Genomic DNA, 15,404 nt, shown 5'->3' with positions numbered 1-15,404 from the left:
TCAAAGATTTGGGTACTTACTAACAGCACCCAGTTCTTTAGGTAAATTATGCAGTTACTTTTAATACTGTTAATTCTTGTGGGAATGCGATTTGCGCACCATATTTGAAAGCGATTTTCATCTTAACTTTCTCGATTGCATCGATGTAAACAGTTGAAGCATTATCTTCTTCACCTTCTAAATCAGTTCCAATCCAGAAGTTTGATTTTCTACCAGCAACCACAGCTTTTGCACCGTTTAATCCGTTTAAAGCAATGATTTTAATTTGAGTGCCAGGAATCGTAATTTCTCCGTCAGTTGAATCAGCGTTGTAGTGGAATAAGTTTGCAGTTTTCAATGCAGTTGTGTATGTTCTGAAGTAATCTCTACCCATATAAACACACATATCTTCAGCATCAAGTACTTCAACTGGAATTAGAGCATATAATGAGTCAATTGATGCAATTGCATTTGCAGTTGTAAATGTTGCAGCTGTTGTTGAAGTTACACCAGTAGCACCATTGATAAGTTTTAAATATCCGTCGAAGTGTTTCAAATCCGAATTTGAAGTAAGTGTTACATCACCTTTCCAAAGTGCATTTTCCATTTTAGCGGCAACTTTATCAGTTACAGCGTCAACTATTTCTTTTTCAAATACAACTTCGTCATCAGCTGAACCAGCTTTCATTTGTGATTGAACGTACTTTTGGTTTAATACTTTTGGGTCAAAGAATTCACGTACAGCAATTGGAGCAACTGAAAGCATTCTTTGTGAAAATTTCACGTCACCACCACCAGCTACATCAGAACCAACTGAATCATTTTGTAATACAACATCAACATCCATTAAGTTGATAGCAGAGCTTGATTTAATTCCTGTCTGCAATTGGAATAAAGAGGCTGTTTTAGCTCCTAAGATTGAAGCTTTTAAAATTGGAAAATTTTGTTCTTCCGTATAGTTCGCCAATTGACTTACATTATATGCCATTTTTGTTTTTGTTTTTTTCCTTATGTTATTTTGTTTTTGAGGTTAATATTTGAAAGGCTCTGCTTGTGTTTTCGGCTGAAGCTTTCACGTTTGTTTTGTTTTCCTTTGTACTTTTTGTGTTGAAATCAGAACCAATATTTTTTGCCAAAACGTTGAATTTATTTTCCAATTCTGAATTCTTTTTTGCCATTGCTTCGATTACTTCAAGTAATTTTTCAACGTCTTCATTGTTACTCTCAACTGGCTCTTCTGTCTCAGTGTCATCAACCGCTGGTTCTGCAATAGCTGGTTTGATTTCAACAATTTTCCCATCAGCATCAGCAATTACTCTGCTACCGTCTGTTAGTTCATATTCTCCTGCTGACACACTGTACTCAACTTCTTCGTAGGTATATTTCAAAATCTCGCCAACCTCAAAACTTGTGTTGTTCACGTTGATTTCCCATTTTGCAACCTCTTTGATAATCTCAGCTTTTGCTAGTGGTTCTTCTGTTTCAGATTCAGTTTCTTCAATTGGTTCTTCACCCTCAGATGTTTTGATTTCAGTTACAATACCGTTATTAGCAATGATTGTTGAACCATCAGGCATTATAAACTCACCTTCAGCTGGCTTGCTATCAACCGTTACGGTTGCATCAGCAGTTGGTACTTCGGTTGAATCTAAATCTGGAAAGACCAATTCAACACCAGTTGCATCTTGAAGAATTAATTCAGCTTTTATTTTTCCTGATAACAAATTCATTATGCTATCAATTTTTCTGTTTAGTTTATTCATTAAACCTTCTTCTTTTTCTTCTTTGTTATTGTGTAATATTGCAACCGCTTTTTGTGCAACCTGTAGTTGTGTTGCAAAGCCTAATTCGATGGCTTGCGTTGCATTTAAGTATGTTTCACTCTTAAGCAGTGAATGAATTGTCTCTTTATCTAAATCAAGTGCTTCAGCATAGAATTTCACAAGCTTATCTTCAGTAGCTTTTAGTTCACCTAAATATTCATTCAGAGTTGAATAGTCTCCAGCAGCCTCAAGCCAAGGCAAGTGAATCATCAAAGCATTTTCAGCACCATCAGGAATGATTCTGTTGTCACCAGACATAAAAATTACACTGGCAATTGAGTATGCTCTTGTTGTGTAAGTTGTGATTGATTGAGGTAAGTTTTTTAAGTAGTTATAAATATCATTTCCAGCATCAACATAACCACCTTGCGAATCGATTTTTACTAAAAATGATTCTGATGTTGATTGTGCTTTAACTTGTTTGATAACATCTAAAAGTGTGGTATCTTCTCCAATTACTCCGTTTATATATATCGTTCCTATCATATACTGGAACTATACTATAGAGTGTTGGAGATGTAAAGAAGTACCTAATTATCATTAGGGATTACTGAAGTAATTTGTAAAATTCTTTTGTTTTGGCAATCCTATCTTGAAGACCAGTTTTACCACCATTTATTCTTTTACTCAAAGCAGTTATTGAAGAATCATCTACTTTTTTTGTTAAGTTCCACAATTTGTTTTTATCGAAAAAGAATTTGGCTGATTCAAAGAAGTACTTGGAATTTAATAATTCAGGATATTTAACAACATCTTCATCATCAACATATTTTGCAAATGCTAAGTAATTATCCTTGCCAGTAGTTTGCAATGCACCTCTTCCACGGTAGAAATATCCATCACGTGATTCTTCATTACCGTTACCCATACGATTTGCATAGACCTTTGAACCTATTTTTTCTGGTTCCCCTACATAACCAATTGTTGAATCTTCGGTTGGAAAGTATTTCTTGAAGGTCAATTGTAATCCTTTAGCTGAGTAATTTAGATTCTCAGTATCAAGTGTAAAGTTTCCCGTCTCGTGTGCAATTTGACCGAGAAAATGTGCGAGTGATTCATCACTTGATATCTTAAGCACTTCCTTAAGTTTTAAAACTGTCTTTTTACCAATGATACCATCAGCAGTTAGTCCATTTTGAAATTGAAATTGTTGTATATGATTCATAACCAAATGATACCATACAAGCCAAAAAAGTAAAGTTGAATTAGATAGTACTATTGCTCACGAACATTGCTTTAGCAAAACCCTGTGAACATAATGAACGGAAATCAGCATCATTTTTCACAAACGGCTTAAATGTTTCGAACTCTGGAATGTGCTTGATTGCGCTTTTGTGTAGAAATGCTAACGCTGGCTTTGGTCTGGTTGGTCTTACATAGAGATATTTATTCTTTGGCACATCATCCCAATTAGTATAAATTGGGTCTGGCATAACGAATTCGCCACCTGTCCATAGAGCCGTTTTTTTAGTCCAAGGAGACCCGTACTGCCAAGGCTGATACACGTAGTTCGGTTTACCGAGAACGTCTTTTAATCGACCGTTTGCGGGGTTCTCTATGACCCACCATTTAGGCATACATTCGGTAATTATTCTTATGCAGTGGTTGACAAGAAACATACCCTTATCAAGGTCATTTTGTTTATGAAATCCACTTGCTGTTGATAGTTGTGTACATACGGGATTAGCTACAACACCATATACATTCTTAGGCGGTGTATAATTTTCCACACCAATTTCTTCCCCAATCTTTATTACCTCAAAGTTTTTGCTTTCGTTGAAGTATCTCGTATCACTGCCAATATCGGCACATAGATGAAGTATTACATTTTTTTTTATCAAATCCATTACATCAACTATACTGTCGATATGGATTTTGTAAATTATAAAAACAAAAAAAGAGCTGTAAAAAGCTCCTTACTTTGTGTTCACGTCAATGTTGTTTTAATTTAATTAATCTTAAAGAAAGGCTTAAAATCCTTTTCTTCAATAAATTCTTCAAGTGGAAATTTTGTTTTACTAAAACAAAATACGGTTTCAGGCAGATACCCATTTATTGATTTCTCTATATTTTCGTTGTTCAAATTTTCAAAAAATTCTGCACCTACATATTGACGGACATAAAGATTTTTTCTATTTAAAATCGAGAACACACAAATGCAATTATCTATGTCGATTATATCTTTATTTACTGGAAATCTAATTACAAAATCTGGAATGTATTTAGTATCTCCTACCGTCACCTCATTCCCGTGAAAGTCATTTTCTGTTTTACTGTATATTGTCATTGTATTTATTTTATAGTTAATTTTTAGTAGTTAATTTAATTCATTTTTATCTGTCACATAATCTAATTTTTAAGGTTATTTGTTTTAAATGACGAATTATTCTAATTCGTCATTAAGTTCATCATCGTATTTTTTGTTATACTCTTTAAGTTCATCTTCGTGTTTAACCTTGTCATTTTCAATCTCTTCATTGTACTTTACGATGTCATCGTTGATTTCTTTTTTAATTTCTTTACCTAATCCCATAATTTTTTTAGTTTAAAATGTTAAATTTTCAAATAATATTATTTATTTCAATTTTTGTTCATATCTTTGTCGTGGTCGTAAACCATACTTACGATACTTTTAAAAACTTCACGGCACAAATGTACGATATTTATTCTATCCGTGCAACTACTTTGGCATATGTTTAACACATACCCCTTTTCCGACTTGCTTTTAACTATTAGATGCGTGAACACCAATTTACAATTTTAAAGGCTTAAAACATCTGATTTAATCCCTTACACCCATTGTAGTATCGGGCTGGGTCTCTCCCTGCGTTGGTGGTTGGTGGCGTTTTTAAGTTCATTAAAACCTGTTACCACATACCTGGTCTTTCGTTGAAGTGTAGTCCTATCTTTTTGTCTAGTTGAAGTATACCTTTATGCCCTATGCGTTGAGATATATTTCTAAGTTGAAGTATGGTTCTTTCTTTGGTTTGCGTTGAAGTATTGTTCCTGCAAAAAGGTGCAATCCCTTCTCATTACTTTATAATAACTAACGTTTTGCACTTTTTATTTATTAATAAGATTAGAATAAATTAATATTTTTTTAATTAGTTAAGCCTACGGCAATATGCGAAGGAATTGCATAGTGCAAGGCAATACCACTTCAACTGAATAATGAGAACGGATTGCACCTTTACGTTATATCTCATCTCAACGTAATAATGAGAAGGCATTGCACCTTTCATTCATAACAACTCTCAACTAAAAATTTCTGCACTTTTTTTCAAAATACAAACAACTGAATAACAGTTATTTAAAAATAATTCTTAAAAAAAGGTGCAATTTCTATTGACTTTTCCTGAATTTGTTAGTATTTATTGTCTATCCAACTAAGGTTATTTTCCTACAAGTTGGTTCTGGTTTCCCTTGGACTAATTACCCAAGGGTTGACCTACCAGAAAAAAAACGGTCAGCATAACATAAAAGGTCAATAATCAAGTAAATGCAAAAGCAAAACAAAACAGATGAAACATTACTTTCATTACTAAGAACAACAAACGCCAGTGATTTTGTCACTAATGGTTCGCAGTACCAAATATTTCCTGAAGGAATTATGGTCTGCCAAATAAATCTTCCAAGAAACATTGAATATGGTAAAAGAGAAAAGTTCCTCTTCTCAATTGGAAAGACATTCTTAAGTCTTAACCCTGAATTAAATTTCAATTTACTATACAGCTACTTATCAAGCATAAACGCACTACAGGCAATCATATCAACACCGTTGACAATCACCTCAATTACCAGAGTTTGCAATATGATATTCGACCTAAGAGATAAAGAAGGTGAGCTAACACCTGTGCCAAATAAATTAAGAAAAATAATCTTTGATGATAAATTCAATTTATCTAAAAAAGAAAAAATGCAAATAATCAATTCTGAAATGGGATTACTTAAAAAAGACAAAACAAAAGAAACTATTTATCAAGCAATTGAAAGCTGGGATAAACCAAACAAAATAACTATAAAAGGTATTGTACAAATCGTTGGGATGTCAGAGCGTACCGTTAAAACTTATTGGAGCGAATTTAAAGAATACGTAAAAGAACTGAACCAAGACATAAAAGAAAAACAGCTTCAACTAAAAGAAACTGAACCTAAATTACTCAAAATTGAAGGTGGTCAAATTGATGTGGACATTACAATTGGTGAAGAAACAATTCCAATTAATGACTTATTGAAGCATTTAGAGAACTACTACTTCAGAGATAGCTACCATTTGAAAGTAATAACTCGTTCAATAGAAAATGGAAGCACAAATACCATTAAAGATATAGATGCTGGTTTAGAAATAATGAAAGTTGCAAAAATAAATTAACAAAATATTAACATATCGATTAGCGGTTTTCATTAAAACCTAGATATTTATAGGTATACCAAACAATAATGGTCACAGACTAAAAGCAGTACTAATTTAAAAACAAAATGAATGATTTTATAAGAGCATCAGAAAAAGAAAGACAAAAAATGACAGAGCTTTTTCAGCAACAAGGAATAACAGCATACACCTTCACCGAATCAACCTCATATGACAGAATCGAAGGCTACTACACAGGTAAAACTGGGAGTGAATATGTATTTGAAGTTAAATGTCGAAACAATCCTGCATCAGCTTACACATACAACACGGCAATCGAATTATCCAAGGTTGAATTTATGCAGGAGCACACAAAAGACATCAACCACGAGCCAATAATCTTTTTCTTCTATACAGACAACCAATGTTACTTCGAAAGACTCCAGTATGATAAGAAGTATGAAAGCTTCCCTGCATACGCTCCAAAAACAACTTGCGGTGACACAAGAATGGTTTTAAAAGATTTTGTTGGCTTCAACATCAACAAAAGAAACCTAATAAAACTTAAAAACTAACCAAATGAGCAACGAACAACCAACACCCGAAGATGAAATTTTAAACAAAATAATGTTTGAAATAAAAAGGTATGAAAACAATCAAAAAGAATTCAAAGATGCAATTGATGATTTCATCATAACATCAAATGAAATACTTGACAGTTAAGCAGCCTAAACAAAAGCTACTTAGAAATAAGTAGCTTTTTTAAGTGAATTCTCATTTTACCATATCATCTCGATAGAACTGACCCTGTTCTCTAATGCAGTATAAAGATTCTCTTGAATCACCATTAGCTCTTTGTAACCTGCATTACTATTATAGTCAACAGTATTACTAGCTTTTAGTAATTTCCTTAAATCTTTTCTTTCCATCGCATTAAAATCATAAGCAGCTTTTAAATCTGCAATACTTAAATCTTCGATTTTTATTACTTTGTGACCCATATTTTATTTATTTGTTGCAATTAGACCACTTAGCATTTTTATTTTTTCAAAATAATTATCCCAATCTTTTTTTGAGGGATTTTTTCGACTTGGCACACTGCCATCATCATATAAAAATACTCTATAAATTTTTCCCTCTGAATCATAATTTACCATATTCGCAGAGCCAGCAATTTCTAATAATTTTTTCTCTGTTAATTTACTATACTTTGTATAAATTGGTTTATCTGTTCCCCTTTCCGTGATACCTGTAGTATCAATTGTATTGATTTCATTCCATCCTAGAGGCATATATTCTCTATTAAATGCACTCCATTCATTATTTGAATTTCTATGAATACCGTAAGGTAAATTGATTCTGAAAAAATCTGATAAAGCCATAATTGATAGTTTTTAGTTCGCTCTAAAGTAAGATTTTTTTTCAACATTAACTATCCAAGAAGCTCTCTAAATTTAATTTCTATTTGTTTTTTGATAGGTGCTAGTTTTACAGTGATGGCATTATAGGATTCAAGAGCTACGAAATTAATTTCCTCTTTTGGAAATGCGCCCGCATCAATTTCACTTTGTTTATAATTGTGGTCTAGATAAACACCTGCAGCAACCTCAAAAAAATCAGCAATCAAATTCTCAATGTCTTCATCAAAATATATTGCTTTAGCACCAAAATATTCCAAGAATTTTCTATAAGCATTTAGATACTCCATCTTGAATACTTGTTCTTCTATTGAGGCAAAATTTTCACCTGGCTCATCTTTAAGAGCGGAAGTGCATTTTTTCAATAACAATAAATTTTCATTTATGTATTGGTAAGTTTGAGCCAGAACGATAAGTCTTTCCTCGTGAAGTTTGGTAAACTTAAAATTCTCTTTAGATTTAAGATAATTTATCTCAGATTGAAACTGAGCAATTTCTTTTGAATGTTCTTTTTTAAGAACTTCTAACTTTGAATCAAAAAAACTTTTTACACTTCCTTTAACCCTTTCGTTTAACCAAAGACTTATCAATGTTGGGATTAAACCAGTTAGAAAAATAACAATGTAAATAATATATCCTCTACCTTCCATAATTTATTAAATTTCAGCTAAGCCATCTTTCTGTGTAAAACCTATTTTTTCTTGACCATCAATTAAAACTGAAATTTCAATCCACTTAGGATATACAGCCTTTACTAATATTTTTGACCCAATTGGGATTTTAACAAGACCATTTATAGTCTTTCTTTTAAATTTCTCTAGGCTTTTTTGTACTAAAGTAGTATAAGTTTTTCCCACAGAATAAATCACTGTACTTGGCGGTACAGTTAGTTCATTTGAATTTACATTAACAACTGTATTATATTGATTGACGACAATACTTTGCTTATCTTCAACTAGATGAATTTTTTCAGCAATAATAGTATATAAAATATTTGCTACAATTGCGATAATTATTTGCATTGTATATTCCTTCGCCTTACTTGCAAACTTGCTTTCGGAAAGAGTATTTAAATACGTCATCAAAATCTCTACCCCATTATCAGTTTTCTGAATAGCATCATCAATAATAGTATTAGTATCATCTATAATTTTTTCGATTTCTTGAAGTTCATTTGAAGAAACATTTTCTTCGGTAAAACTTATTGCATCCATTAGCTCACTATTAATTGCTAATGAGGAAACCCGTAAATTATAATTACCAATTATATTTGAAGTGTTAAAGTTTAGTTCCTTTAAAGATTTGGAAATATTAAGTAAAATGTTTCCAGCATTAGCATTTGAATAGGCACTAAAATCAATCTTATTTACATTCGACGCCAGATTTATCGCTTCAACGCTTTTATGAATTTGGGTTAATAGCTCAGCTGTTTTACTGTTTTGAACTTTATAATTACTTAAAGTTTTTCCTATTTTTTGTGAAGCAGTAAGTTCAGTTGCTAATTTTAATATAGTATTATTTGCAGCAAAATGATTTGTAGTTTGAAGCTTACTTAAAACCTTAAGATGTTCGCCCGCTATATTTTTATTAAACTTTTCAGCTTGCTCAGCGATTTTAAGAATACTATCTGAAATCTTAGGAATATTTTTGCTCATCATTATGCGTTTAAAAGTTCTTAAACAAAGTTAGTATAATGATTGTTTAATAATTAGCGCACCTAATTATGTTATAAACATAGTTTTAATCATTTAGAAGAAATATTACCTGAATTTCAACAGCTTAATAAGTACTGAATATCAGTTCTTTAAAAAATATTTCACTTCCTATAAGTAAAGAAATGCAAAATCTTTTACATTTTGAACAGGCAGAAAAAAACCTTTATATCCTTCTTCTTTTGCTTTTATGGCAATAGGCAGTGCACCGCGAATAGGCTGTAAACTTCCGTCAAGAGAAAGTTCTCCCATTATAATATATTGCTCAATTTCCGGTGCTTTTATCTGATCTGAACCAACTAAAATTCCCATTGCTAATGGTAAATCATACGCAGAACCTTCTTTTCTAAGGTCGGCGGGCGCCATATTTATCGTGATTTTTTTTCCCGGAAAACTTAAACCATTATTTTTAAGAGCTGCTGCAATTCTATAACTGCTTTCTTTTATTGCATTATCCGGAAGTCCAACTAAATGATAACCAATCCCTTTATCCATATGCACTTCGATCGTAATCGTTGTGGCTTCTACTCCAAAAACCGCACTTCCGTAAACTTTTACTAACATAATATTCCTTTCATTAATTGTTTTTAAAACTAATCAAAAAATATTAAAATGTAAATATTTTATTACATTTTATAATTATTTAAAATAAAAGTTCAATCTGAGTTTTTAATCTCCTTCACAATTCTACTCAAATCCAAACTATTTTAATATGCTTTAAAGCGATATAAATTCATTTGTTTCGAATGCTTATATTTCCCATTCACAAATAATCACTTAAATTGTTAAAAAGGCTTAAAAAATATCCCACACAACACCAAATAGATATTTTTTAAACAACAAATATCTATTATCCTACAAAAAACAGTAATCAATTACCCCAAAAATTATCAAAAATGGCATTAAGGAAAAAAAAATGTTGTCAAATTGTAAATTTTAAGTTTGTTTTAAGAAGTTCACGCAAAATCATAGGGGTTAAATTTAAAATTTAACAAAAATTAAACATACAACCCTATTTTTTTATGGGGTATTAAATGATTTTATACTTTTATCAAAAATTTTAAAACTAAATAACTATGCGAAAAATTATTTTAAGTGTGATTCTTATCACTATTTTGGTACTAACCTTTATATCGAATTTTATCATCGCTGATAACCCAATTCCGGCAGAAGCTGTAAAATTTGACACAGGAGATACAGCTTGGATGATCGTTGCAACTGCTTTTGTATTGTTAATGACGCCAGGATTAGGATTTTTCTACGGAGGAATGGTAGGTAAGAAAAACGTTATCAGTACTATGCTTCAAAGTTTTATGGCAATGGTAATTGTTACAATTTTATGGGTTGTTGTTGCTTTTGGGTTGGCTTTTGGTCCTACAATTGGAGGAATCATCGGAAATCCATCTACTAATTTATTCTTTGAAGGAGTTGGAACCAGCACTGCCTGGAGCCTTGCACCAACGATTCCGTTTATGTTATTCGCGTTATTTCAGGCCAAATTTGCCATCATTACTCCTGCATTAATTACAGGTGCTTTTGCAGAACGTGTACGTTTCTGGGCTTATTTGTTATTCATGGTTTTATTTATCATATTTATATATTCTCCTCTTGCTCACATGACATGGCATCCTGATGGAGTTTTCTTTAAAATGGGAGTTCTTGACTTCGCTGGTGGAACTGTAGTACACATGAGCGCTGGATGGGCAGCATTGGCCGGAGCAATGTTCTTAGGTAAAAGAAAAGTTCAAAAAGTTAATCCTGCGAGAATTACGTATGTATTATTAGGTACAGGTTTATTATGGTTTGGATGGTTTGGTTTTAATGCAGGATCTGCTTTAGGAGCAAATGGTTTAGCTGTACAAGCATTAGGAACAACTACTGTTGCAGCTGCTGCAGCGGCTATGGCCTGGGTTTTCCTTGATAAAATTTTAGGTCACAAATTATCTGCACTTGGAGCTTGTATTGGAGCTGTTGTAGGTCTTGTTGCTATTACACCGGCTGCTGGTTTCGTAAGTATTTCTCACGCCATCTTTATTGGTTTATTTGCTGCCATTGTAAGTAACCTTGTAGTAAGCAAATTCCCTAAAGGAAAAATCGATGATGCTCTGGATGTATTTGCTTGTCACGGTGTTGGTGGTATGGTAGGTATGTTGTTAACTGGAGTTTTCGCTTCAAAAGCAATTAACCCGGCCGTTGGAGATAACCAAGGTTTGATTTTCGGAACTCCAACTTTGTTTATCAATCAATTAACCGCTTTAGTTGTAGTATCTATCTTTGCTTTTGTAGGTTCTTATATTTTATTCTTCGTTGTAAATAAAATTACTCCTCTAAGAGTTACGGAAGAAAAAGAAGAACTAGGTTTAGATATCTCTCAACACGGAGAATTCTTATAAGAATTAATTTTCCCCTTTTTCCCTTAAATAAAAAAGCACTCTAAGTTTAAATTTAGAGTGCTTTTTGCTTGAATTAACCTTTCTTAATATTTTAGATTGTAGATTGCTGATTTTAGATTATATACTAACTTTCAAACTATCTATTCTCTAGCTTCTATTTTCTATTTTCTATTTTCTAGCTTCTATTTTCTAGAAATCTATTTAAAGTTTGAAATCCCTTCTTTTAGCCAATGCAGATATTCATCTGCGTTTACGTAACTAATGGTTGGTTTAGAAGTGTTCATATTTTTACCTTCTAAATCTGTAATTACATATAATGGCTGTGTATTGGTTTTATATTTTGAGATCATAAAATCGGTCCATTTATCGCCAACTGTAATGATTTTATCTCCAGAAGCCGTTACAAATTGTTCTTCTTTTGGCAATTCGCGCTTATCATCAACATACAGAGAAATCAAAACAACATCATTTTTTAGGATTGGTAAAATGGTTGGTTCAGACCAAACATTATTTTCCATTTTTCTACAGTTTACGCAGGCATAACCTGTAAAATCAAGCATAATAGGCTTATTGATTTCTTTTGCATAAGCCAATCCATCTTCGTAATCGTGGAAAACCATAATTCCGTGCGGCCCTAACTCAGCTCCTTCCGGAAGTCCTTTTATCGATTCTGATGAAACAGCTCCGTTACCTGCGCCTCCTACTCCAAACGGACTTTCACTGTATTGCGGCGGCGGCGGAAATGCGCTGATTAATTTTAAAGGTGCTCCCCAAAGCCCAGGAATTAAATACATGGTAAATACCAAAGTAAGCAATCCTAAATACAATCTTCCAACAGAAATATGCTGCATTGGACTATCGTGAGGCAATGTAATTTTTCCGAATAAATATAAAGTCAAAGCTCCAAAAATAGCAATCCAGATCGCGATGAAAACTTCTCTTTCTAAGAAATGCAATTGTAAAACTAAATCGGCATTTGATAAAAATTTAAATGCTAATGCCAATTCTAAAAATCCTAAAACAACTTTTACAGTATTTAACCAGCCTCCAGATTTTGGCAAAGAATTTAACCAGCCCGGGAACATGGCAAATAACATAAATGGAAGCGCTAATGCAGATGAAAAACCAAGCATTCCAACTACCGGAGCAATTCCTCCGTTTGAAGCTGCTTCAACCAATAAAGTTCCAACAATTGGTCCTGTACAAGAAAATGATACAATGGCAAGAGCCAAAGCCATGAACAATATCCCGATTAATCCGCCTTTATCTGCCTGCTGATCTGCTTTATTTGCCCATGAATTTGGAAGCATAATTTCGAAAGCTCCCAAAAATGAAGTAGCAAAAATGATTAAGATTATAAAGAAAATTAAGTTAAACCAAACATCGGTAGACAATGCATTTAAAGCATCGGCACCAAATATTTTAGTTACTATAAGTCCTAAAATTACATAAATTGCAATGATCGAAAATCCGTAAATAATAGCATTTCTAATTCCTTTTGCTCTGCTTTTACTTTGTTTCGTAAAAAAACTTACCGTCATTGGAATCATTGGAAAAACGCAAGGTGTTAACAAAGCCGCAAATCCTGATAAAAACGCAATAAAAAAGATCGACCATAAACTTCTTGACGGAGCCGGTGCAGGAATTTCTTCATTAGCAGCGGTTTCTGTTTCTGCTTTTACAGTTTTATCTGTAACTGCTGCAACTTCTTTTTTAACGGTATCAACAGCTAAAGCAGCAGTTTTTGTTTCGTCTAATTTTGATTCTGTTACAACCGGAACTTCTTCCATTTTAAAGGTTGAAGGAACTGCAATAGAAAATTTCTTACTTGAATTGATACAAACTTCTTTACAAACCTGAAAATCAAATTCTACATCAACCGTTTTTAAGTTCGGGTTTATGATTTTTATTTCTTGTTCGATATGTGCTTTTCCTTCAAAAAAAGTTTCATTTACACCAAATACATCATTAAAAGCAGTTCTGGTTTTTCCTTCTTTGGCTTTACCAATTAGCTCGTAATTTCCTTTTTGATTCTTAAACGAAATTTCTAATGCAAGCGGTCCGCCATCTGGTGTAAACTGCGAATACATGTGCCAGTCTTTTTCGATCGTTCCATCAAAAATTAAGACAGCGTTATTTCCTTTTTTCTCAATTTTAGAAGTCCATTTTACCGGCTCTAAAATTTGAGCATTACTTGCCAAAGCAAAAAAGAAAAACAGAAGAAAGATAGTGATTTTATTCCAGACACCTCTAGAAAGTATCGCGTTGTGATTTTGATTAAAGTTCATTATTGCAATTCTATTTTAAGTATTTTATTTGTGGTATTTTTTATTTTAAAACGTTCGTCCTGCCTAATTCCAACAACCCAAACAATTTGATTATCAGATGATAAAATCCAGGTTTTTTCCTTGTCGATCAAGGATAATTTTTCATCTTTAAAAAGCTTACTTACTTTTTTAGATTTTCCATGCATCCCAAAAGGCTGAAAAACATCTCCTTCATTCCATTTACGTAAAATCAGAGGAAACCGGATTTTTTCGGCGTCGACAAATATAGCTCTATTTGAATCTATTGTAATGTCGTCTACTTGACAAAGCCTCAAATTTAAGGGAAAATTAACTTCTGTATCGTTTGCCTCAATTTGAAATTCCTCTTTTTCTGCTGTTTCCAAAATCGGACTCAAAATCAGCGTTTCTCTGTTTTTCAGCAATCTAAATTCTTCCGAAAGAACTTGTTTTCCCGATTGTCCTTCAACTAAATCATAAATATCGTTCCATGCCGAAAAGCCAAACTCGTTTAACCATTGGTACAAATACGATTTATAATTAGGAAGTTTTTTAAGCTGATTTAAATCGAAATGAATATCATCTCCCGCTTCTTTTGCAACCTGCTGATAAATCATAATCGAAGCATCTTCGACCATTTCTTTTGATTCTTGCAGATATGATTGCGTTTTTTGAAAAGCATTCAGGAAATTAGGATTGATTTCTTTTAAAATGGGAACTAAATCATGACGAATTTTATTTCGTAAATATTTATTGGATGCATTACTGCTGTCTTCGCGCCATTCTATTTTATTTTCTTCTGCGTATTTCAGGATTTCTTCTCTTGAAAATGGCAGCAACGGCCGAATAATTTTATCATTTTCTTCCGGAATTCCTGTTAAACCGTCTAATCCAGTTCCGCGTGTGAGGTTGATGATAAAGGTTTCCAGATTATCATCTGCATGATGCGCCGTAGCAATATAATCGAAGTTTTTTTCTTCTAAAAGTTCATAAAACCAACTGTAACGAAGCTCTCTTGCAGCAACTTGGGTTGATAATTTATAATCTTTTGCAAAAGCCTCGGTATCAAATTGAGTTACAAAAACAGGAATTTTATTTTGATCGCAATAATCCTGAATAAAATTCTGATCTCCAAAACTTTCTAAGCCCCTAAGCTGGAAATTGCAATGCAAAACCGCTATTTCATAAGATAATTGCTGCAGCAAATGCAATAAAACCATACTGTCTAAACCACCGCTAACGGCCAGAAAAAGCTTTTTTTCTGCCAAGAATGGAAACCTGGAAACGATATGATTTTGGAATTTTGTAAACATTTGATAAATGTAAAAAATTAAATTCTATCTATTTTTAAATGAAATGTTAAGCGTGGTATTTTATTTGCCACGAATTATTTTTTTTGCCACAGATTAAAAGATTTAGACAGATTTTTTAATCATTTTACCC

General features: G+C 32.7%; 16 protein-coding genes and 1 pseudogene. 4 read left to right on the top strand and 13 right to left on the bottom strand.

Annotated elements, in window-relative coordinates:
* Positions 1–46: 46 nt before the first annotated feature.
* The 6 genes from AC1RRQ_RS00980 to AC1RRQ_RS00955 form a co-directional block, all read right to left on the bottom strand.
* Entirely contained in the window at positions 47–967 is a 921-nt protein-coding gene (locus tag AC1RRQ_RS00980) for a hypothetical protein (protein WP_493020535.1), read from the bottom strand.
* 25 nt (positions 968–992) lie between these two features.
* A complete protein-coding gene (locus tag AC1RRQ_RS00975) occupies positions 993–2,288 on the bottom strand; it encodes a Clp protease ClpP (protein ID WP_493020533.1) in 1,296 nt (431 codons plus the stop codon).
* A gap of 61 nt (positions 2,289–2,349) precedes the next feature.
* Positions 2,350–2,967: a glycoside hydrolase family 19 protein gene (locus tag AC1RRQ_RS00970; RefSeq protein ID WP_493020531.1), complete on the bottom strand. Its 618-nt coding sequence runs from the start codon at positions 2,965–2,967 to the stop codon at positions 2,350–2,352.
* 40 nt (positions 2,968–3,007) lie between these two features.
* The gene (locus AC1RRQ_RS00965; protein WP_493020529.1) at positions 3,008–3,649 is read right to left on the bottom strand and encodes a hypothetical protein; all 642 of its coding nucleotides are present in this window, start codon (positions 3,647–3,649) and stop codon (positions 3,008–3,010) included.
* A 101-nt stretch (positions 3,650–3,750) separates the two neighbouring features.
* Complete coding sequence (locus AC1RRQ_RS00960; protein WP_493020527.1) at positions 3,751–4,089, bottom strand: hypothetical protein; 339 nt, start codon at positions 4,087–4,089, stop codon at positions 3,751–3,753.
* Between the two features lie 96 nt (positions 4,090–4,185).
* On the bottom strand, positions 4,186–4,335 hold the full coding sequence (locus AC1RRQ_RS00955) for a hypothetical protein (RefSeq protein ID WP_493020525.1): 150 nt from the start codon (positions 4,333–4,335) through the stop codon (positions 4,186–4,188).
* A 966-nt stretch (positions 4,336–5,301) separates the two neighbouring features.
* On the opposite strand from AC1RRQ_RS00955, the gene AC1RRQ_RS00950 reads away from it, so the two are divergent.
* From AC1RRQ_RS00950 to AC1RRQ_RS00940, 3 genes are all read left to right on the top strand, one after another.
* Positions 5,302–6,174: a hypothetical protein gene (locus AC1RRQ_RS00950; RefSeq protein WP_493020523.1), complete on the top strand. Its 873-nt coding sequence runs from the start codon at positions 5,302–5,304 to the stop codon at positions 6,172–6,174.
* Positions 6,175–6,281: 107 nt separating this feature from the next.
* Entirely contained in the window at positions 6,282–6,728 is a 447-nt protein-coding gene (locus AC1RRQ_RS00945; RefSeq protein WP_493020521.1) for a hypothetical protein, read from the top strand.
* Between the two features lie 4 nt (positions 6,729–6,732).
* Positions 6,733–6,876 (top strand): hypothetical protein, encoded by a 144-nt coding sequence (locus tag AC1RRQ_RS00940; protein ID WP_493020519.1) that lies wholly within the window; start codon positions 6,733–6,735, stop codon positions 6,874–6,876.
* 56 nt (positions 6,877–6,932) lie between these two features.
* On the opposite strand, the gene AC1RRQ_RS00935 is transcribed toward AC1RRQ_RS00940, so the two are convergent.
* From AC1RRQ_RS00935 to AC1RRQ_RS00915, 5 genes and pseudogenes are all read right to left on the bottom strand, one after another.
* On the bottom strand, positions 6,933–7,154 hold the full coding sequence (locus tag AC1RRQ_RS00935; RefSeq protein ID WP_493020518.1) for a hypothetical protein: 222 nt from the start codon (positions 7,152–7,154) through the stop codon (positions 6,933–6,935).
* 3 nt (positions 7,155–7,157) lie between these two features.
* Entirely contained in the window at positions 7,158–7,535 is a 378-nt protein-coding gene (locus tag AC1RRQ_RS00930; RefSeq protein WP_493020517.1) for a hypothetical protein, read from the bottom strand.
* A gap of 50 nt (positions 7,536–7,585) precedes the next feature.
* Complete coding sequence (locus AC1RRQ_RS00925; RefSeq protein WP_493020516.1) at positions 7,586–8,221, bottom strand: hypothetical protein; 636 nt, start codon at positions 8,219–8,221, stop codon at positions 7,586–7,588.
* Positions 8,222–8,227: 6 nt separating this feature from the next.
* On the bottom strand, positions 8,228–9,226 hold the full coding sequence (locus AC1RRQ_RS00920; protein WP_493020511.1) for a hypothetical protein: 999 nt from the start codon (positions 9,224–9,226) through the stop codon (positions 8,228–8,230).
* 177 nt (positions 9,227–9,403) lie between these two features.
* Positions 9,404–9,847, bottom strand: a pseudogene (locus AC1RRQ_RS00915) (magnesium chelatase domain-containing protein); the annotation flags it as partial.
* Between the two features lie 512 nt (positions 9,848–10,359).
* Between AC1RRQ_RS00915 and AC1RRQ_RS00910 the strand changes: the two are divergent.
* Complete coding sequence (locus AC1RRQ_RS00910) at positions 10,360–11,676, top strand: ammonium transporter (RefSeq protein ID WP_493020509.1); 1,317 nt, start codon at positions 10,360–10,362, stop codon at positions 11,674–11,676.
* 197 nt (positions 11,677–11,873) lie between these two features.
* Here the strand turns inward: AC1RRQ_RS00910 and AC1RRQ_RS00905 are convergent, their stop codons facing one another.
* Both AC1RRQ_RS00905 and tilS read right to left on the bottom strand, forming a co-directional pair.
* On the bottom strand, positions 11,874–13,964 hold the full coding sequence (locus AC1RRQ_RS00905; protein WP_493020507.1) for a protein-disulfide reductase DsbD family protein: 2,091 nt from the start codon (positions 13,962–13,964) through the stop codon (positions 11,874–11,876).
* The gene (tilS, locus tag AC1RRQ_RS00900) at positions 13,964–15,274 is read right to left on the bottom strand and encodes a tRNA lysidine(34) synthetase TilS (protein WP_493020505.1); all 1,311 of its coding nucleotides are present in this window, start codon (positions 15,272–15,274) and stop codon (positions 13,964–13,966) included. The genes AC1RRQ_RS00905 and tilS overlap by 1 nt, the downstream gene beginning before the upstream one ends.
* Positions 15,275–15,404: the final 130 nt, after the last annotated feature.

The sequence above is a fragment of the Flavobacterium sp. GW821-FHT12A05 genome (genome assembly GCF_058807735.1).
The sequence above is the reverse complement of the archived record's forward strand: the minus strand, read 5'-3'. Positions and strand labels throughout refer to the sequence as shown.